The sequence below is a fragment of the Microtetraspora niveoalba genome, from assembly GCF_001570405.1.
Lineage (GTDB): Bacteria > Actinomycetota > Actinomycetes > Streptosporangiales > Streptosporangiaceae > Microtetraspora > Microtetraspora niveoalba.
In genome coordinates, this window is the sequence record NZ_BBYM01000015.1 from 200,369 (window position 1) to 218,351 (window position 17,983).

13 protein-coding genes are annotated in these 17,983 nt (G+C 69.2%); 5 read left to right on the forward strand and 8 right to left on the reverse strand.

Translation table 11 applies throughout. The features are described 5' to 3' along the window. The first annotated feature begins 42 nt into the window (after positions 1-42). Positions 43-1,212, forward strand: a complete 1,170-nt coding sequence (locus tag AWQ70_RS15720) for a pyridoxal-phosphate dependent enzyme (RefSeq protein WP_067176348.1) — start codon at positions 43-45, stop codon at positions 1,210-1,212. On the opposite strand, the gene AWQ70_RS15725 is transcribed toward AWQ70_RS15720, so the two are convergent. After that, positions 1,203-2,408 (reverse strand): cytochrome P450, encoded by a 1,206-nt coding sequence (locus AWQ70_RS15725; protein ID WP_067176351.1) that lies wholly within the window; start codon positions 2,406-2,408, stop codon positions 1,203-1,205. The two genes, AWQ70_RS15720 and AWQ70_RS15725, sit on opposite strands and share 10 nt — an antisense overlap. Positions 2,409-2,436: 28 nt before the next feature. After that, positions 2,437-4,569 carry a M20/M25/M40 family metallo-hydrolase gene (locus AWQ70_RS15730; protein WP_169808673.1) on the reverse strand — a complete coding sequence of 711 codons (2,133 nt, stop codon included), beginning with the start codon at positions 4,567-4,569 and terminating at the stop codon, positions 2,437-2,439. A gap of 374 nt (positions 4,570-4,943) precedes the next feature. Here AWQ70_RS15730 and AWQ70_RS15735 point away from each other — a divergent pair, with 374 nt between their 5' ends. Continuing rightward, a complete protein-coding gene (locus AWQ70_RS15735; protein ID WP_067176357.1) occupies positions 4,944-5,165 on the forward strand; it encodes an MbtH family protein in 222 nt (73 codons plus the stop codon). Between the two features lie 331 nt (positions 5,166-5,496). Here the strand turns inward: AWQ70_RS15735 and AWQ70_RS15740 are convergent, their stop codons facing one another. Then, positions 5,497-6,270 carry a thioesterase II family protein gene (locus AWQ70_RS15740; protein WP_169808674.1) on the reverse strand — a complete coding sequence of 258 codons (774 nt, stop codon included), beginning with the start codon at positions 6,268-6,270 and terminating at the stop codon, positions 5,497-5,499. A gap of 160 nt (positions 6,271-6,430) precedes the next feature. On the opposite strand from AWQ70_RS15740, the gene rpe reads away from it, so the two are divergent. Together rpe and AWQ70_RS15750 are read left to right on the forward strand one after the other, a co-directional pair. Further along, positions 6,431-7,099, forward strand: coding sequence for a ribulose-phosphate 3-epimerase (gene rpe, locus AWQ70_RS15745; protein ID WP_067176361.1), 669 nt, complete (start codon positions 6,431-6,433; stop codon positions 7,097-7,099). 215 nt (positions 7,100-7,314) lie between these two features. Continuing rightward, the gene (locus AWQ70_RS15750) at positions 7,315-10,464 is read left to right on the forward strand and encodes a S41 family peptidase (RefSeq protein ID WP_067176363.1); all 3,150 of its coding nucleotides are present in this window, start codon (positions 7,315-7,317) and stop codon (positions 10,462-10,464) included. Between the two features lie 91 nt (positions 10,465-10,555). Here the strand turns inward: AWQ70_RS15750 and AWQ70_RS15755 are convergent, their stop codons facing one another. Genes AWQ70_RS15755 through AWQ70_RS15775 form a run of 5 tightly spaced genes read right to left on the reverse strand, consistent with a single transcriptional unit; the run spans position 10,556 to position 16,522 of the window. Further along, the gene (locus AWQ70_RS15755; RefSeq protein WP_067176365.1) at positions 10,556-11,584 is read right to left on the reverse strand and encodes an ABC transporter ATP-binding protein; all 1,029 of its coding nucleotides are present in this window, start codon (positions 11,582-11,584) and stop codon (positions 10,556-10,558) included. Then, positions 11,584-12,642 (reverse strand): ABC transporter ATP-binding protein, encoded by a 1,059-nt coding sequence (locus AWQ70_RS15760; protein WP_067176368.1) that lies wholly within the window; start codon positions 12,640-12,642, stop codon positions 11,584-11,586. Before AWQ70_RS15760 ends, AWQ70_RS15755 begins: the two co-directional genes overlap by 1 nt. Positions 12,643-12,652: 10 nt before the next feature. Next, positions 12,653-13,633 carry an ABC transporter permease gene (locus tag AWQ70_RS15765; protein WP_067176370.1) on the reverse strand — a complete coding sequence of 327 codons (981 nt, stop codon included), beginning with the start codon at positions 13,631-13,633 and terminating at the stop codon, positions 12,653-12,655. A gap of 57 nt (positions 13,634-13,690) precedes the next feature. Beyond that, positions 13,691-15,478: an ABC transporter substrate-binding protein gene (locus AWQ70_RS15770; RefSeq protein ID WP_067176372.1), complete on the reverse strand. Its 1,788-nt coding sequence runs from the start codon at positions 15,476-15,478 to the stop codon at positions 13,691-13,693. Between the two features lie 36 nt (positions 15,479-15,514). Beyond that, positions 15,515-16,522, reverse strand: coding sequence for an ABC transporter permease (locus tag AWQ70_RS15775; protein ID WP_084517146.1), 1,008 nt, complete (start codon positions 16,520-16,522; stop codon positions 15,515-15,517). Positions 16,523-17,144: 622 nt separating this feature from the next. Between AWQ70_RS15775 and AWQ70_RS15780 the strand changes: the two genes are divergently transcribed. Next, a complete protein-coding gene (locus tag AWQ70_RS15780) occupies positions 17,145-17,939 on the forward strand; it encodes an oxygenase MpaB family protein (RefSeq protein ID WP_245646979.1) in 795 nt (264 codons plus the stop codon). Positions 17,940-17,983 lie beyond the last annotated feature (44 nt).

Genomic DNA, 17,983 nt, shown 5'->3' on the forward strand with positions numbered 1-17,983 from the left:
GACGCCACCTCCCGAGTGATCCGCTGACCGAAAGGGCCAAGCATGATCGACGCATTGCTCAACCTGTCCGCTTACTGCCCGGGAAGCGTCCTGGATCCCGTCACGCGCGAGCCGATCACGCTCGAACGGCTGGAGCAGGCGCTGCCGCCGTCGCTGGCCGCCCTAGAACTGTCGGGGGAGCATTGGATCCCCATCCCCGACGATCTCCGTGAGGTCTTCCACGGCTACCGGCCGACGCCACTGTTCGAGGCGACCGCGTTCGCGCAGGCGCTGGGGACCGGATGCCGGATCTTCATCAAGGACGAGGGCGCGACGCCGTCTTCCAACCACAAGGCCAACAGCGCTTTCTGGATCGCTTACCACTGCGCGCGCGACGGCGTTCGCGAGATCACCACGGAGACGACCGGCAACTGGGGCATCGCGTTGGCCACGGCCGCGTCGAGGTTCGGCATCCAGGTGATCTGCTTCATCGACGAAGCGAGCGTGGCGGCACGGCCAGACCGGGTGCGTCTGATGGAGGCGGCCGGCGCCCGGGTCGAGGTGGTCGGCCCCGACACCGATGACGACAGTTTCGACCCTCTCGTGCTGTCGGCCAACCGCGCCGTCTCCTACACCGGGAAACGGCCCCGCTCCCGCTACATCTTCGGCAGCGTTTACACCTATTTCATCGTGCCTCAGACCATCGTCGGCCTCGAGGCCAGGCAGCAACTCGGCGAGGTAAGGCCGGACGTCGTCGTCGGCAGCTGCGGCGGCGGCGCCAACCTGCTGGGCATCGCCGGGGCCTTCCTGACGGAGGCCATCGAGTACGGCACGCCGACGGACGTGGTGTGCGCGGAGTCGGAGCTGTGCCCGATCGTCAGCAAGGGCAGGATGGGCGAGTACTCCATCGACGACCAGGACTTCTACCCGCGCCTGCGAACCTATGGCCTGGATCACCTGCTCGGCGACGACGCCTACATCGGCGGCCTGGGCTCGACGATCGTCGCCGCTCCGGTCGCCCGCTTCCACGCCGATGGACTGATCAGGACCGCGACGTTCAGCGACGAGGAGGCCAGGAGCGCGGCCGAGCTGTTCGGCAGGACCCAGAGCCGCACCGTTGCGCTGGAGACCGGCTACCAGCTCGCCGCGGTGGTGGCGGAGGCGGAACGGCGCCCGTCGGGAAACATCCTGGTGAACATCAGCTCGACCGGCCGGGGAATTTCCTACGCCTGACGCGGGGTGAACGTGATCGGCAAGCTCTTGAGGAAGCGGAAGTTGATGCTTTCGAGCCACTCGGGCGTCTGATGGCCGAGACGGAGGTCGTCGCAGCGGCGCAGCAGGGTCGCGATGGCGATCTCTATCTCGGCCAGTGCCAGTGAGGCGCCCAGGCAGTAGTGGATGCCGTGCCCGAAGGACAGATGGTCGGTCGCCTTGCGGGTGACGTCGAGCCGATCGGGATCCTGGTAGCACAGCGGGTCACGGTTGCCCGAGCCGAGTACGAGTGTCACCGACTGTCCACGCTTGATCGCGTGGCCGGGAACGTCGATGTCCTCCTCGGCGATCCTGGTCGTGAACTGGACGGCGCTGTCATAACGCATGAGCTCGTGTGCGGCGTTGGCGGCGAGCGCAGGGTCGCGCCGCAGCAGTTCGATCTGGTCGGGGTGGCGGATCAGCGCCAGCACGGCGTTCGCGATCAAGTGAGTGGTCGTCGCCTGCCCGGCGTCGATCAGCAGGATGAAGTTGGCGAAGATCTCGTCGTCGCTGAACTCGTCTTCGGCCACCTGCGGGGCGATCATCTCGCTGAACCTGTCGGTGGCCATCCCCGCGGCGCGCTCGGCCGCCCTCTTGCCGAAGACGTCATGTAGGTGCTGGATGCGGCCGACCTCTTTACTCGACTGGGTGAAGAACTCGTGCATCAGCCCCTGCCAGTTCTCCAGCAGGTGTGCCGACTCCGGGGGGACCCCCGCCAGCTCGGCGATCATTCCACGGGTGAGCGGCTCTGAGAAGTCCTCGATGACGTCCAGCCGCCCACGCTCGATGACCGCGTCGAGCAGCGACTCGGCGAGCCGCTCGATCATGGGGCGCATCGACCGGATGAACCGGGGCGTGAGCCCGGGCCTGACCAGCCTCCGCAGCCGCGTGTGCCGCGGAGGCTCGGTGAACAGCATCATGTCCGAGAGCACCTTGGCCAGCGGTGCCATCTCCGCGCGCGCCCCCTTGGGCAGGCGTTCGTGGAAATCGGCGATCCTGGCGCCCGACAGGCTGCCACTTTTGCCGAGTCTGGTGATGTCGGCATGCCCGAGGACGACCCAGCTACGCATCCAGTCGTCCCAGTAGATCGGACTGCGCTCCCTGAGCCGCCGGTAGAGACCGTAAGGGTCCTGCAGCCACTCGGGTCGGAGTGCGTCGATCAGACGTTCCTGAGTCATGCGTTTCCTCTGCTCTTCCAGGCCGGTGTCAGGCAAGGGGGATGCGACGGCTGACGATGACGAAGTCGCCGTCGTCGGTGCCCGGCATGGTGTCGGACGGGCGCTTGGCGACGTTCGCAAGGGCGGGGATCTCCGCCAGGTCGAAGCTCCGGTCACGGAGCCTGACCACCAAGGGCCGGCCGTCCGTGAGCTCGAGCGTCACCTGCACGCCCTCGCGGTCGGGCGCGAAGAAGTTGAGGCTCCACTTGGCGGTCGCCGCCGGCCGGACGGTTCCGCCACCGTCGATCGAAAGCTTGTGCAGAACGGCGCCGGAGTCGCCGGCCAGCTGGAGCATCGGCGCGCCACGCGTGGAGCGGATCCGCAGCCGCACCGTGCGTACGCCGTGCGCGCTCGTGCTGGACAGCATCTGGAGCTCGGGCGCGGTCAGCGACGGTACGGCAGGTGCCCGCCCGATCCTGAGCTCCATCGGGTTCTGGAAGAACGCCGGAAGGGGGCCTTGGTGAGTGCCGGTCAGCAGCTTGGCCTGCCAGGGTTGCGGTTCGGCGTCCGGGGACATCCACTGCGCGTCCCCGGTGTCCGAGTCGAGCCCGTACACCAGGGTGGCAGGGCGGCGCCGCACCGTGTCGTATCCCGCCGTGACGTTGCCCACGACGAGCAGGGCGACCACTGCCACGGCCACGGGCGCCGGCCACCACCGCACGGCCCGGCTCGTCGGATTTGCGAATGCCGGGGCCAGCGCGGCCACGAGTGCGATGAGGGCGCCGACCAGACCGGAGAACGGGACCCCGAACGTGAGCTGCAGCAGGTACAGCGCGGGAGCGAACAAAGCTGCAGCGATCACCAGCGCCGGGGTGGTCAGTGCACGGGCCCTTCCGATGTCGGAGAGCCGGCGGAAGAGGTACACCAGCGCGCCCGCGTAGAACAGCAGCGGCCAGGTGAGCATATAGGCGCCGTCGGGAACGACCACCAGCATGGCCGCGAGTGTCACACCCCAGATGATCGCCGAGCCGGCCAGCGCGTTGTCCCGACCGACGATCCGCACGCAGACGCGCACCCAGCCGAGGGCGAGCGCCCCGGCGGTGAGCAGCAGTGCGACGCCGTACCAACTGCCGTTGTAGCTTTCGCCCGCCGGCATGGCCTGATAGTCCGGATGCATCAGCGTCACCACCCACCACAGCGCGGCCGGGACCAGGGCGCACGTCGCCATGGCAGCCAGCACCAGGAAGGGGGCGGTGGCCAGCTTGCCGGGCTGTAGGCGGCCTCGCCGTAGGCCCAAGACCACGGCGACCAGCACGAGCAGCACGGCCAAGACGCCGAGAGGGGTGGCCAGCCAGGACGGGTACCAGACCAGGCCCAGCCCTGGCAGCGTGAAGTACGTCGAGTCCGGGGCGCGGAGGTCGCGCAGGTCGGCGTCGCCGAGCTGCCTGGCCAGGCCCAGGGCGTAGACGCCGTGGTGTTGGAGGCTGGCCGTTTCCACGTCCGCGAGCGAGTCCGCGGGCATGTGGTAATAGACACGGTCGCCGATGTAGGCGAAGTTGAGCCCTGGCACGTTGGCCTGCCGGAAGACCGAGAAATCGGTGTCGTTCGGGAGGAATTGGTAAACGGCGACGGCCAGGGACGTGGCAACCGGCGTAGACGTGCGGGCGAGCTCCCGGACCAGGAGGCCGTTGCCCGGGCCCGTCTCGAACATCACCGAGGGCCCGCCGCCACCGCGGGCCTCGAAGTTGAACGCGGCCCGGACATCCCTTGCGGCCGGGTGGCTCTCGAAGAAGGCCTGGGCACCGAGCAGCCCTCTTTCTTCGGCGTCGGTGAGCAGGATGATCACGTCGTTGCGTAGCGGAGGCCCCGTTTTGAGGGCGCGGGCCGTCTCCAGGAGAGCGGCCACCGCGGTCCCGTCATCGTTGGCGCCGGGGCTGGAGGGGACGCTGTCGTAGTGGGCGCTGAGCATGACCGCGGAGCCGGGGTTGGTGCCGGGGAGGCGTGCGATGACGTTCTCCACGCGGGCCGCGTTGACCATGCCGCCTGCCTGGGTGCGCACCGGGATGGCGCGTTGGATCTCGGTGGCGAAGCCGAGCGAGGACAGGTGCCGCACCAGATAGTCGCGGACTTGGGCGGCCTGGGCTGAGCCGGTGGGCCGAGGCTTGGTCGCGATCTGCCTCACGTGGTCCATCGCCCTGCCGGCGGAGAACTCTCCGGCAGGCGCCTGGGCGGGCGCCGGAACGGGCGGCAATATTTGTGTCACGGAAAGCAAGGCGGCGAGTGGTATGAGCACCCAGGCGACGAGTGTCGTCGGTCGCCAGAGGAATTTCCGGCTGTCGTCGACGACTGGAGTTGCCGACCGCAAGACGGTTCTCCAGGTCATCGCGAACGTCCCTTCGGTCGGTAAGGCGGGAGGTTTGCGGAGAATAATGGCTGGAATCAACGCGACGCAAGATGCGACACCCGAAATGCGTCTATAAAACAAAAGATAATGCCAAAAAAGGGGCGTATGGCTATAATGCCTACCTGGCTCTTGCCGATAGAGAAAGGACTGCGATGACGAATCCGTTCGAGGACCCCGACGGCACCTACCTGGTTCTCGTGAACGCTGAGGGCCAGCACTCGCTGTGGCCCTCGTTCGCCGACGTGCCGGGCGGCTGGACCGTCGCCCACGGTGAGGACACGCGCCAGGCCTGCCTCGACTACGTGGAGGCCAACTGGACCGACATGCGGCCGAAGAGCCTCATCGAGGCGATGGAGGGCTCCGCGACCCTTTAGCCCGCGATGTGACGCCACTCTCGGTGTTCGTCGCCGGTCATTGCGGTCTTTCGGTAGGGCGGACGCTTGTCCTTCGCTTGGCTCCTTGACCCTTTGGGGCGTCCGAGGCCGGGCCGGGCGAGTTTCGGTGAGCCGGCGGGCGCCCCGAGTTTTGCGCGGAGAGGCGAAAACCGAGGCGGACCCGGTACGGGCTGAGCGGCCTTCCCGGTTCGGGCGTGGATGCCAGGGACGGCGCAGGTCATCGACGTGCGGGCGGGCCGGCCGGACTCGGGCGTAGGCGGCCATGATCAGACGCATTCAGCGGCCGGTGGCCTGCGCCGCAATCGCGAGTTCAGCGATCAAGGGGTTGGTCGCTGCGGGTGTAGAGCAATGGCGTGATGTCCCGGAGCACCGCCCGCAGCAGATCGGCTTCGGCGCTATGGATGAAGAAATGGTCGCCGGGGAGCTCGCGCAGGACGAACGCGCCTGTCGTCTCCTGGCGCCAGGCTTCGGCGTCCGCCCGGGTCATGGCCTCGTCGCCCGTTCCATAGAACACCGACAAACGCATCGGCAGCGGAGGCTCGTGGCGGTAGACATAACGCTCGCTCATGGCGATGTCGGCGCGTAGCGCGGGCTCGATCAGCTCCAGTAACAGCTCGTTCTCGAGCACTTCGCCGGGCGTGCCGTTGAGCTCCTTGATGGCGGCGCGGAATTCGGTGGTGGGGAGATCATGGATGTGACGGTCGCGTGAAGGAACACGCGGTCCGCGGCACCCCGAGACGATCATCAGGTCCGGCAGTCTCAGGCCGTTCGCGCGCAGGTGACGGACCAGCTCGAAGCTCGTCAGGCCGCCCAGACTGTGTCCGAACGTCACGTACGGCCTGTCAAGCAATGGCGCCAGTGCATTCATCAGGGAGGGCAGCATCGAGGTCAGGGAGGTGAAAGCGGGCTCGCTGAAACGCGACTGACGGCCAGGTGGTTGCACGGCGCAGAGGCCGACCTCGTCGGGCAGCGTCTCAGCCCAGGGGCGGTAGAGCGAGGCGCCTCCGCCGGCGTATGGGAAGCAGATCATGCGGAGTGCCGGGTCGGGCAGAGGCCGCCAGTGGAGGAGCCAGTGGTTTTTCACGGGCACTCCTTCTCCGGGACTCGCTTCGGCCGGATGATCATAAGAAGTATTGACTGTACACAAGTGGGTGTCGTGGCGCGGGTGGGCGGAGAGCCCGGCGTCCTCAACTGTCGAATCCCCGTTTTCGGGTGGGGGAGGACTGTCAATAGACTCAGGCATCATGGCCGTACAGATCTCGCCCAGCATCCTGTCCGCAGACTTCGCCAGGCTCGCCGACGAGGCGACCCGGGTGGAGGGCGTCGCCGACTGGCTGCACGTGGACGTCATGGACAACCACTTCGTGCCCAACCTCACGCTCGGCCTGCCCATCGTCGAGTCGCTGCTCAAGGCGACGTCGCTCCCGATCGACTGCCACCTCATGATCGAGAGCCCGGACCGGTGGGCGCCGTCGTACGCGGAGGCGGGCGCCGGCAGCGTGACGATCCACGCCGAGGCGTCGAGGGCGCCGGTGCGTACGCTGCGGGCCATCCGCTCGGCGGGCGCGCGCTCGGGGTTCGCGCTGAACCCGGCGACCCCGATCGAGTACTACGAGGATCTGCTGCCCGAGATCGACATGCTCCTGCTGATGACGGTCGAGCCGGGCTTCGGCGGCCAGAAGTTCCTCGACGTGGTGCTGCCCAAGGTGACCCGCGCCCGCGCGCTGATCGAGAAGCACGGCGGCGAGGTGTGGCTCCAGGTGGACGGCGGCGTCTCGGCGGAGACGATCGAGCGTTGCGCCGAGGCTGGGGCGGACGTCTTCGTGGCCGGCAGCGCGGTCTACGGCGCGGAGGACGCGGCCAGGGCCGTCCACGACCTCCGGGCGCTCGCCGCGGCCGCCCAGCAGGCGTAGGACGGTTTCGCGGTTCCGAAGCGTACGCGGGGAGCCGCGGCGCCCGGGGCGGGTGACGCCCCGGGCCGCGAATGACCGGACCTCGGTTCTCAGGCGAGGGCGGGGTCGAGCACCACGTCCTCGCTCCCTTTCGCTCCGCTCCCTCGATCCAGGTGAACGCTTGCAGGTCCGGAAATCCGCAAGCAGGAAGGGCTTGATCGACGTACGGTGCATATGTGGCGAATGGCGCATATCTGAGATACCCCCACTTGCATGATGATCTCCTCACCTTCGTAGCGGACGACGACGTCTGGCTGGCACCCGTGGGAGGCGGCAGGGCCTGGCGGTTCACGGCTGACCAGGTCGCGGTCTCCCACCCCCGGTTCTCTTCCGACGGCACGCGCATCGCGTGGACGAGCACCCGCGAGGGCGAGCCCGAGGTGTTCGCCGCCGAGTTGGAGGGCGCCGAGAGCGAGCGGCTCACGCACTGGGGCAACGCCATGACGGGCGTGCGAGGCTGGACCGAGGACGGGAACGTGCTGGCCGTCACCGCCGCGGGCCACGGCTCACGCTCCCGGCTGTGGGCCTACGCGGTTCCGCTGGACGGCGGCGAGGCGACGGCTCTGCCGTACGGCAGGGTCAGCGAGGCCGCGGTCAGCGGCCCCAAGGTGGCGGCCGTCTCGGCGGTGTGGCGCGAACCGTCGCAGTGGAAGCGCTACCGCGGAGGCACCGCGGCCAAGATCTGGGTGGACGCCACGGGCCACGGCGAGTTCACCCGCCTGTTCGCCGGCAACCCCGCGCAGCATTGGTCGGTCATGTGGGTGGGGGAGCGCCTGGCCTTCCTCGCGGACACTGACGGCGACGGCAACCTGTACTCCTGCCTGCCCGACGGCTCGGACCTGCGGCAGCACACCAAGCACCGCGGCTTCTACGCGCGCCATGCCGCATCCGACGGCTCCCGCGTCGTCTACAGCCTCGCCGGCGAACTGTGGCTGCTGGAGAGCCTGGAAGCAGAGCCGTACAAGCTGGACCTCACCCTGAGCGGGCCGCGTCCGGCCCGGGCCAGGCGACCGGCGCCGAGCAAGGTCGACGGCTTCGCGCCGGACCGTACCGGGCGGGCCAGCGTGGTCGAGATCCGCGGCACCGCCCACTGGCTGACCCACCGCGACGGCCCCGCGGGCGTGCTGCGCGCCGAGCCCGGCGTCCGGGTACGGCTGCCGCGGCCGCTCGACGACGCCGGCCGGGCCGTCTGGGTGTCGGACGCCTCCGGCGAGGACGCGCTGGAGATCGGCGCACCCGGCGGTGAGATTCGCACGCTGGCCGCCGGTCAGCTCGGCCGGGTGCTCGACCTGGCCGCAGCGCCGGACGGCGGGCACGCCGCGGTCGCCACTCACGATGGGCGGCTCCTGGTGGTGGACCTCGACCTCGGGAACGTCCGGGAGCTGGACCGCACCGGTCACGGCGACGTGCAGCATCTGACGTTCTCGCCGGACTCGGCCTGGCTCGCGTGGGCGCATGCCTACCAGGCCGAGCGCCGCCACCTCAAGCTGGCCCGCGTGGACGGAGGCGCCGCGATCGAGGTGACCCCGCCGCGCTTCAACGACTACAGCCCGTCCTTCACCAGGGACGGCAAGTACCTGGCCTTCCTGTCCGACCGTACGTTCAACCCGGTCTACGACGCCCACGTATTCGACCTGTCCTTCCCCAGCAGCTGCCGGCCGTACCTGGTGCCGCTCAAGGCGACCACGCCCTCGCCGTTCGACCCCTCGCCGGCGGGCCGCGGCTTCAACGGGGAGGCCGACGCCGGTTCGGACGCCGGGAACGATGGCACGTCCGACACGCCGCCCGTGACCGAGCTGGATGCCGACGGGCTGGCGGCGCGGATCGTGCCCGTGCCGGTACCCGCCGGCACCTACTCCAACCTGCGTGCCGCCAAGGACGGCCTGCTGTGGCTGCGCCATCCGCTCAACGGCCAGCTCGGCGACGGTACCGAGCCCGGTGCGCCGATCCTGGAACGCTACGACCTGACCAAGCGCAAGGTCAGCGAGCTGGGCAGGGAGTTCCGGGCCTTCGAGGTCAGCGGCGACAGCACGCGCCTGGTGGCCACCGGCAAGAACGGCCTGCAGACCCGCGCCACCGGAGAGGACGGCGAGGTCGTCACCATCGACCTGGACCGTGTGGCCGTGACCATCGACCCGGTCGCCGAGTGGCGGCAGGCCTACAACGAGGCCGGGCGGCTCATGCGCGACCACTTCTGGCGCGCGGACATGAACGGCGTCGACTGGCAGGCCACGCTCGACCGCTACGCCCCGCTGGTGGAGCGGATCGGCGCCTACTCCGAGCTGATCGACCTGCTCTGGGAGGTCCAGGGTGAGCTGGCCACCTCCCACGCCTACGCGCGGCCGGCCGGCGCCGCCCGAGATCCCAAACGCCGCCAGGGCCTGCTCGGCGCCGACCTCGCCCGGGACGAGAACGGAGTGTGGCGGATCAGCCGCATCCTGCCCGGGGAGTCATCCGACCACGAGGCCCGCTCGCCGCTCCTCGCGCCCGGCGTCGCCGTCCGGGAGGGCGACGCGATCGTCGCCGTGGGCGGACGCCGGGTCGATCCGGTCCGCGGGCCGCTCGCCCTGCTGGCCGGCGCGGCGGAGCGGCCCGTGGAGCTGACCGTCCAGCCCGGCTCCGGCGGCGAGACTCGCCGGGTCGTCGTCACGCCCGTCGCCGACGAGACGCCGCTGCGGTACCACGACTGGGTGGCCGGACGGCGGGCGTTCGTGCGTGAGGCGTCGGGCGGGCGGCTCGGCTACCTGCACGTGCCGGACATGGTGGCCACCGGTTGGGCGCACTTCCACCGGGACCTGCGTGCCGAGATGGGCTTCGACGGGCTCATCGTGGACGTCCGCGACAACGGGGGCGGTCATGTCTCCGAGCTGGTGCTGGAGAAGCTGCAGCGCCGGGTGACCGGGTGGTCGCTGGCCCGAGGGTACGAGCCGATGCGGTATCCGGACGACGCACCTCGCGGGCCCATCGTGGCCGTCACCGACGAGTTCGCCGGGTCGGACGGGGATATCGTCAGCGCCGGGATCAAGAATCGCAGCATCGGGCCGCTCGTGGGCACGCGGACCTGGGGCGGCGTGATCGGCATCGACTCGCGGTACTCGCTTGTGGACGGGACCGTCGTCACTCAGCCGCGGTACTCGTTCTGGTTGGAGGGCGAGGGGTGGGGCGTGGAGAACCACGGCGTCGTCCCGGATGTCGAGGTCATCGTGACGCCGCAGGATCTGGTAGCCGGGCGGGATCCGCAGCTGGCGCGGGCGGTGGAACTCGCCTTGGCGGCGCTGGAGGAGAGGGACCCGGCGACCCCGCCGGAGTTGCCGCCGCCGCGCTGACGAGGGGTGAGAGTACGGCAGGCCGCGGACAGTCCCCGGTTCGTCCCCGTGCCCAAGAAGGCACGGGGACGGCCAAGGTCCGTGGACACAGTCAGGCGAGGGCGGGGTCGAGCACCACGTCCTCGCCCGACGTCGTGGGCGCCTCGGGGAAGTGGCACGCGGTGAGGTGGCCCTCGCGGTTGCCGGCGAGCTGGATCAGCGGCGGCGCCTCCTCGGCGCACCGCTCCTGGGCCTTCCAGCAGCGCGTACGGAACCGGCAACCGGTGGGCGGGTTGATCGGGGAGGGCACGTCGCCCGCGAGCCGGATCCGCTGGCGCGGCTCGTCCTCCACCGTGGCCTCGGGGACGGCCGACAGCAGCGCGTGCGTGTACGGATGCCGGGGCCGCAGGTAGATCGACTCGCGGTCGCCGACCTCGACGACCTTGCCGAGGTACATGACCGCGACGCGCTGGGAGAAGTGCCGGACCACGGCGAGGTCGTGCGCGATGAACAGGAACGCGATGCCGAGGTCGCGCTGGAGCTCCTGCAGCAGGTTGATGACCTGGGCCTGGATGGACACGTCCAGGGCGGAGACCGGCTCGTCGGCGATGATCAGCTTGGGGTTCAGTGCGAGAGCCCGCGCGATGCCGATGCGCTGCCGCTGGCCGCCGGAGAACTCGTGCGGGAAGCGGTTGTAGTGCTCGGGGTTGAGCCCGACGGTCTCCAGCAGCTCCCGGACCCGCTTCTCGTGGCCGCCCGGCGGGTTGATGCCGTTGATCTCCATCGGGCCGCTGATGATCGCGCCGACCGTCTGGCGCGGGTTCAGCGAGCTGTACGGGTCCTGGAAGATCATCTGGATCTCGGGGCGGATCGGCTTCAGCTCGCGACGGGACGCGGTGCTGATGTCCTGGCCCCGGTAGAGCACCTTGCCGAAGGTCGGCTCGTACAGGCGGGCGGCCAGCCGGCCGAGGGTCGACTTGCCGCAGCCGGACTCGCCGACGAGGCCGACGGTCTCGCCCTCGCCGACCTTGAGGTCCACGCCGTCCACGGCGTGCACGTTGCCCACCTGGCGCTTGAAGATGAAGCCGCCCGTCACGGGGAAGTACTTCGTGAGCCCCTTGAGCTCCAGCAGCGGTTGCATCAGCGGCCTTCCATGAGCTGGGTGTGGATCTCCTGCTTCTGCTGCAGCGTGAGATAGCACGCGTCGCCGTGCCCGCGCTCGGGCGACAGCTCCGGCTGCTCGGTGGAGCACAGGTCGGGGCCGACCAGGTTCCGGTAGTCGCACCGGGGGTGGAAGCGGCAGCCCGGGGGCGGGTTGAGCAGGCTGGGAGGCGTTCCCCGCACCGGCTTGAGCGGCACGTCGACCGACGAGCCCAGCCGCGGCACCGAGGACAGCAGCCCCCAGGTGTACGGGTGCCGGGGCGTGCCGAGCACCTCGCGGACCGTGCCACGCTCGACGGCGCGGCCGGCGTACATGACGAGCACGTTGTGCGCCGTCTGGGCGACCACGCCGAGGTCGTGCGTGATCAGGATGATGGAGGTGCCCATCTGGTCCTGCAGGTCCTTGAGCAGGTCGAGGATCTGCGCCTGCACGGTCACGTCGAGCGCGGTCGTCGGCTCGTCGGCGATGACCAGCGCGGGGTCGCAGACCAGCGCCATCGCGATCATGACGCGCTGCCGCATGCCGCCGGAGAAGTGGTGGGGGTAGTCGTCCACCCGGACCTTGGCGTTGGGGATGCCGACGCGTTCGAGCATCTCGATGGCGCGGTCGCGCGCCTCGCGCTTGCTCGTGCCCTTGTGCTTGCGGTACACCTCGCCGATCTGCCGGCCGATTGTGTGGAACGGCGACAGCGCGGTCAGCGGGTCCTGGAAGATCATGGCGATGCGGTTGCCGCGCAGCCGCTCCAGGGTGCCGCGGCTCGCGCCGACCAGTTCCTGGTCCTCGAACCAGATCTCGCCGCCGATCTCGGCGTGCTCGCTGTTGTGCAGGCCGAGGATGGCGAGGTTGGTCACGGACTTGCCGGAGCCGGACTCGCCGACGATGCCGAGGGTGGTGCCCTTCTCGACCTCGAAGGAGAGCCCGTCCACCGCCTTGACGACCCCGTCCTCGGTCGAGAAGGAGACGTGCAGGTCCTGGACGGACAGGAACGAGTCGCCCCGGCGGCCCGGGCCGGTCTCGGTGAACGTGACGGCGGTCAAGCGATGGCTCCTAGCTGAGGCGGACGCGCGGGTCGATGACCGCGTAGAGCGCGTCCACGATGACGTTGAGTACGACGATCGCGGCGGCGGCGAGCAGCACGGTGGCCATCAGCATGGGCAGGTCGCTGTTGGTGACCGACTGGATGGACAGGCGGCCGATGCCCTGGAGGCTGAACGTCGTCTCGGTGATGATCGCGCCGCCGATGAGACTGGCGAGGTCGATGCCGAAGATCGTGGCGAGGGGGGTGAGTGTGCCGCGCAGCGCGAACCGCATCACCACGGTGCGACCGGACATGCCCTTGGCGCGCGCCGTGCGGACGTAGTCCTCGCCGAGCTGCTCGACCATGGTCGAGCGGGTCATACGGGTGTAGTTGGCGGTGAAGATGATCGCCAGCACGACCCACGGCAACATCAGGCCGTACGCCCAGCCGATCGGGTCCTCGGTGAGCGGCACGTAGCGCGGCCGCTCGATGACCTGCCACTGGAAGACGAGGAAGTACATGGCGAGGGTGCCGATGAAGTAGATCTGCACCGAGGCGCCGACCAGCGACGAGACGCTGGCGATCTTGTCGAGGGGCTTGCCCTGCTTCAGCGCGGCGACGATGCCGGTGCCGATTCCGAAGATCAGGAAGACCACCGACGCGCCGATGGTCAGCGAGAGCGTCACGGGCAGCCGGTCGATGATCGTCTCGAACACCGGCTCCCGGTTGACGAACGAGTAGCCCAGGCAGGGTGCCGGGCAGTGCCCCAGCCCTTCGTATTCGCGGCCGACGAAGATCCCGGCGAGCCACTCGACGAACTGCACGAAGATCGGCTGGTCCAGGCCGAGGTTGTGTCTGGCCTGGGCGAGCGTCTCGGGCGGGCAGACCTTGCCGCAGGCGAGCCGGGCCGGGTCGGCGGGCACGGCGAAGAAGAGGAAGAACGTCACGGCGGCGACGATCAGCAGGATGAACGCCGCGCCGATGGTTCTGCGGGTCAGGAAACGAAGCACTGGAGCTCCTGTGCGGTGCTCCGGGGCGCCCCGTGCGGGGCGCCCCGGAGGCGTGGCTTACTGCTTCACGAAGATGGTGTTCGGGGAGACGACCCAGCTCATCGGGTCGATCTCGGCGCCGCCGATCAGCGAGCCGTGGAGGGAGTTGGCGATGTCGTTCAGGTCGGGGACCAGCGGCGTCACCTTCTCCATGATGGTCTTGTCGAGGGCGCCCCAGGCCTTGTTGGCCTCCTCGGCGTCGCTCAGGCCCTGGATGCGCTTGATCTCGGCCGTGATCTCCGGGTCCTTCAGGTGCGAGATGTTCTGCGCGCCGTCGGTGACCGGGCCGAAGAGCACCGGGAAGACCGTGGCCGCGGTGGGCCAGTCGGCGCCCCAGCCGCCCCAGTAGAGGTCGAACCCGTTGTCGACCTGGGTCACCGAGTCGTACCAGATCTTCGGGTTGATCGGCTTGGCGACGAGCTTGATGCCGATCTTCTCCATGGCGGTCTTGATCGCGACCGTCATCTTCTCCTGGGTGGGCGTCTGGTTGTACGCGTAGACCAGGGTCGGGTTCGGGTTGCTCGACTGGGCCATCAGCTCCTTGGCCTTCTCGATGTCACCCTCGGGCTTGGCCTTCTTGCCGAAGAGGTCGTAGTCCTGGAAGCCCGACACGGTCGGGTTGAGGATGGTGGTCGAGATCACCGAGGAGGAGGGGCCGCCGCCGATCGTCTGCATCTGCTTGGTCGGCCACGCGTAGTTGATCGCCTGACGGATCTTGATGTCCTTGACCCGGTCGAGGTTGAAGTAGAAGTAGCTCGTGTACGGCGACGGCTGGGTCATCAGGCGCGACTTGAAGCTGGGGTCGGTCAGCACCTGCTGGAGCCGCTCGGGCGCGACGGAGGTGTAGAAGCTGAACGTCTTCTTGTCGTCGCCGGCGTCCGCGATGAACCGGTCGGTGACCTGGAGAGCCTGGTAGCCGAACTCAAGGTGCCACTTGTCCGGGTACGCGCCGCGGATCGGGTCGGTGGCCGGGTCCCAGTGCGGGTTGCGCTCCAGCTCCATCGACTTGTCGGTCACGTGGTTCGTGATGATGTACGGACCGCTGGAGAAGGGCTCCTTGTCGTACTTCTCCTTGGTGTCCTTCGCCTTCGGCACGACGCCGTACGTCGTCATCGCCAGCGCGTAGTTCGCGTCGGCGTGCGGCTCCTTGAACTTGAAGATGATCGTCTTGTCGTCGGGCGTCTCGACGTTGTCCAGGTGCTTGCCGTCGTACGGGCCCTTGTAGGTCTTCTTGTAGTCCTCCTGCGTCAGCCACTGCTGGACGTAGGGGGCGCCCTCGGTGCTGTAGGAGGCGAAGAGGCGCTCGATCGACCACTTCACGTCCTCGGAGGTGATCGGCGTGCCGTCCTGCCACTTCACGCCGTCCTTGAGCGTGAACTTCCAGGTCTTGCCGCCGTCGGACACCTCGCCGGTGTCGGTCGCGAGGTCGCCGACCAGCTTGTAGTCGTTCTTCGCGATCCGCTTGTAGCCAGTGAGCTGGCGGGCGAACAGCAGGGCGAAGTTGCCCTCGACGTTGGAGTAGATGCGGCCCGGGTCGAGGTGGGCGAGGTCGTCGCGGCCGATCTGGTTGATCGTGCCGCCCTTGACGACGCCCTCCGGCGCGATCGCGGGACCCTTGGAGTCCTCCGCCGTGCCGATGGTGATCTTCGGCGCCGTGTTGGCGGACGGTCCCCGGTCCGACGCCGCGGCGGAGGGGTTGCCGGCGTTGGCGGGCGCCCCGCCACCGCCGCCCTTGGCGCAGGCGCCGGTCAAGGCCAGGACGCCTACGGCGAGAACGGCCACCGTTGACCGCTTTCGGATGGACATATCGCTCCTAATCTGGGGGATCTGCGGGAGAGGTGGTCAGCGTCTGATCTTGGGATCGAAAGCGTCGCGCACGGAGTCGCCGAGCAGGTTGAACGCGATCACGAAGATCAGCAGGGCGATGCCCGGGAACATCAGGTAGGTGATGTCGTCGGTGTAGACCTCGGTGCCGCGCAGGAACATGCGGCCCCAGTCGGGGGTGGGCTCGATCATGCCGACGCCCAGGAAGGACAGCGCGGCCTCGGAGGTGACGAGGGCGGGCAGCAGCAGTGTCGACTGGATCAGGATCGGGGTCCACAGGTTCGGCAGCAGTTCCTTGAAGACGATGCGGGCCGGGGAGGCGCCGGTCACCTTGGCCGCCTCGACGAACTCGCGTTCTCGTAGCGAGAGCACGTTCCCGCGCAGCAGGCGGGCCAGCGCCGCCCAGCCGAAGACCGTCAGGAAGATGATCAGTGAGGCCGCCCGCAGCCAGACCGGGGTCTCCTCGTCCGGCTTGACCATGAGGTTCTCCAGCACCGGCATGAACGCGATGATGAAGAGCGTCGAGGGGAACGAGAGCAGGACGTCGATCACGCGGCCGATGAAGTAGTCGGTGCGGCCGCCCACGTAGCCCGCGACGATGCCGATCACGATGCCGATCAGGGTGGTGGCGATCGTGGCGACCAGGGCGATCAGCAGCGACGTGCGGATGCCGTACACGAGCTGCATGAAGACGTCGCGGCCGAGGCCGGGCTCGATGCCGAACCAGAACTCCGAGCTGATGCCGCCGTTCGCCCCGAGCGGGTAGCCGAACTCGTTCAGGAGGTCGGGCCGCTCCTGGCCGTACTGCGTGTACGGGTCCTTGCCGTAGAGCATCGAGATGAGCGGGGCGCCGATGGCGACCAGGATGAAGAACAGGACGATGACCGCCGAGGCCATGCCGGTGGGATCCCGGCGGAAGCGCCGCCACATCAGCTGGCCGGGCGACCGTCCGACCGGGGCTCCGCCGGAGTCGGCGGACGCCGTCACCGTGGCCGGCTCTGCGGTGGTCTCTGAAGGGATCGTCATCGTGCTGGAAGCTCCCAGGAGGGACATTAAAGATCGGAAGAAATCCCGACTTGAGGGAACCTTGGCAAGTTATTGTCCGTAGGTCAATGAGAAGGCGCGCGCCACAGATTTTTTGCCTTGTTTGTGCTCCAAAATAAATCAGCTCGTGTCCCGCGAAACCGTTGACCTGGGACGACGGGGTGCGCGATCATGCGTGTTACATAAACCCATTTGTGTCACAAGTTCGTGACACAACCTGTACGAAGCCGAGACATGCCGAAATGTGGGCGTCATGTGCGAGATTTCCGGATTTACCGGGTGTCGCCGTCGTCCGGCCCGGGTACCTATGGGAAGCCGATCAGGGGCCGGCGGCCGTACGGGGCCCGCGGCCCCGTCATCGGCGCGGTCCTCGGCGCGGCGGTGGGAGGCCGGCATGGGCGGCAGCGGCGGCGCGAGCGCCCGCACGGGCGGTGACACGAGGCGCGGCGCAGGGCGCGGTACGAGACCGGTGGCGGTCACGGGAACGGCCGCGGGAACGGTCACGGGAACAGGCGCGGGGAAGCGAACGGGCGCGGCCACGGGGACGGGAACGCGAACGGCCGCGGGCGGGCGCGAGGACGACGGCATCTTCGGGCCGGGATCGGTGACCTGGCGGGTGATGGGCGAGCCGATCCTCATGGTCGGCGGCTTCCGGGCGCTGCTCATGCAGGGCCTGCACCCCCGTGCGATGCGTGGCGTCCTGCAGAACTCCGCCCTCCTCGACCCGGCCGAGGCGTGGGCCAGGTTCCAGCGGACCACCGAGTTCGTACGGGTGCGGACCTTCGGGACCACCGCCGAGGTGGCCGCGGCCGGCGCCAGGGTGCGCCGCATCCACGCCGCCCTGACCGCGTACGACCCGGACCGGGGGGAGCGGTTCCGGCTCGACGACCCCGACGCCCTCCGCTGGGTCCACGTGGGCGAGGTGGACTCCTATCTGTCGGTCGCCCGGCGGGCCGGCGTCCCGCTGAGCGACGCCGACGCGGACCGGTTCGTGGCCGAGTGGCGGCGCGCCGCCGAGGTCGTCGGGCTGCGCGCGGACGATGTCCCCGGCTCGGTCGCCGAGCTGCGTGACTACATGGAGGAGCGGCGGCCGGGCCTCTACTTCGTGCCCGAGGCGTCGCACCCGCTGCTGCTGTCGCTCAACGCGCCGCTGCCGCTGCGGCTGATGCCGCTCAAGGCGGCGTTCCCCATGATCATGACGCTCGCCTTCGCGTCGCTGCCCCGCTGGGCGCGCCGCCTGTACGGCCTGCCCGCCACGCCGCTCGGCGACCTGTGGGCGAGCGCCACCCTCAGGACGCTGCACCTGGGCCTCGGCCTGGTGCCCGCCCAGGTGCGATACTCGCCGTCCGCGCGCGAGGCCAGGCGGGCCGTCGCGGCGTACGGCGCGGCCCACCCCTGAGCTTCCCGGCCCCCCAGCCCCCGGGCCCCCTGAGCTTCCCGGCC

Excerpts from the sequence above, each read along its gene's own strand:
- AWQ70_RS15720 (WP_067176348.1), top strand. The coding sequence starts at position 43 with ATGATCGACGCATTGCTCAACCTGTCCGCTTACTGCCCGGGAAGCGTC.
- AWQ70_RS15725 (WP_067176351.1), bottom strand. The coding sequence starts at position 2,408 with ATGACTCAGGAACGTCTGATCGACGCACTCCGACCCGAGTGGCTGCAG.
- AWQ70_RS15735 (WP_067176357.1), top strand. The coding sequence starts at position 4,944 with ATGACGAATCCGTTCGAGGACCCCGACGGCACCTACCTGGTTCTCGTG.
- rpe (WP_067176361.1), top strand. The coding sequence starts at position 6,431 with ATGGCCGTACAGATCTCGCCCAGCATCCTGTCCGCAGACTTCGCCAGG.
- AWQ70_RS15755 (WP_067176365.1), bottom strand. The coding sequence starts at position 11,584 with ATGCAACCGCTGCTGGAGCTCAAGGGGCTCACGAAGTACTTCCCCGTG.
- AWQ70_RS15770 (WP_067176372.1), bottom strand. The coding sequence starts at position 15,478 with ATGTCCATCCGAAAGCGGTCAACGGTGGCCGTTCTCGCCGTAGGCGTC.
- AWQ70_RS15775 (WP_084517146.1), bottom strand. The coding sequence starts at position 16,522 with ATGACGATCCCTTCAGAGACCACCGCAGAGCCGGCCACGGTGACGGCG.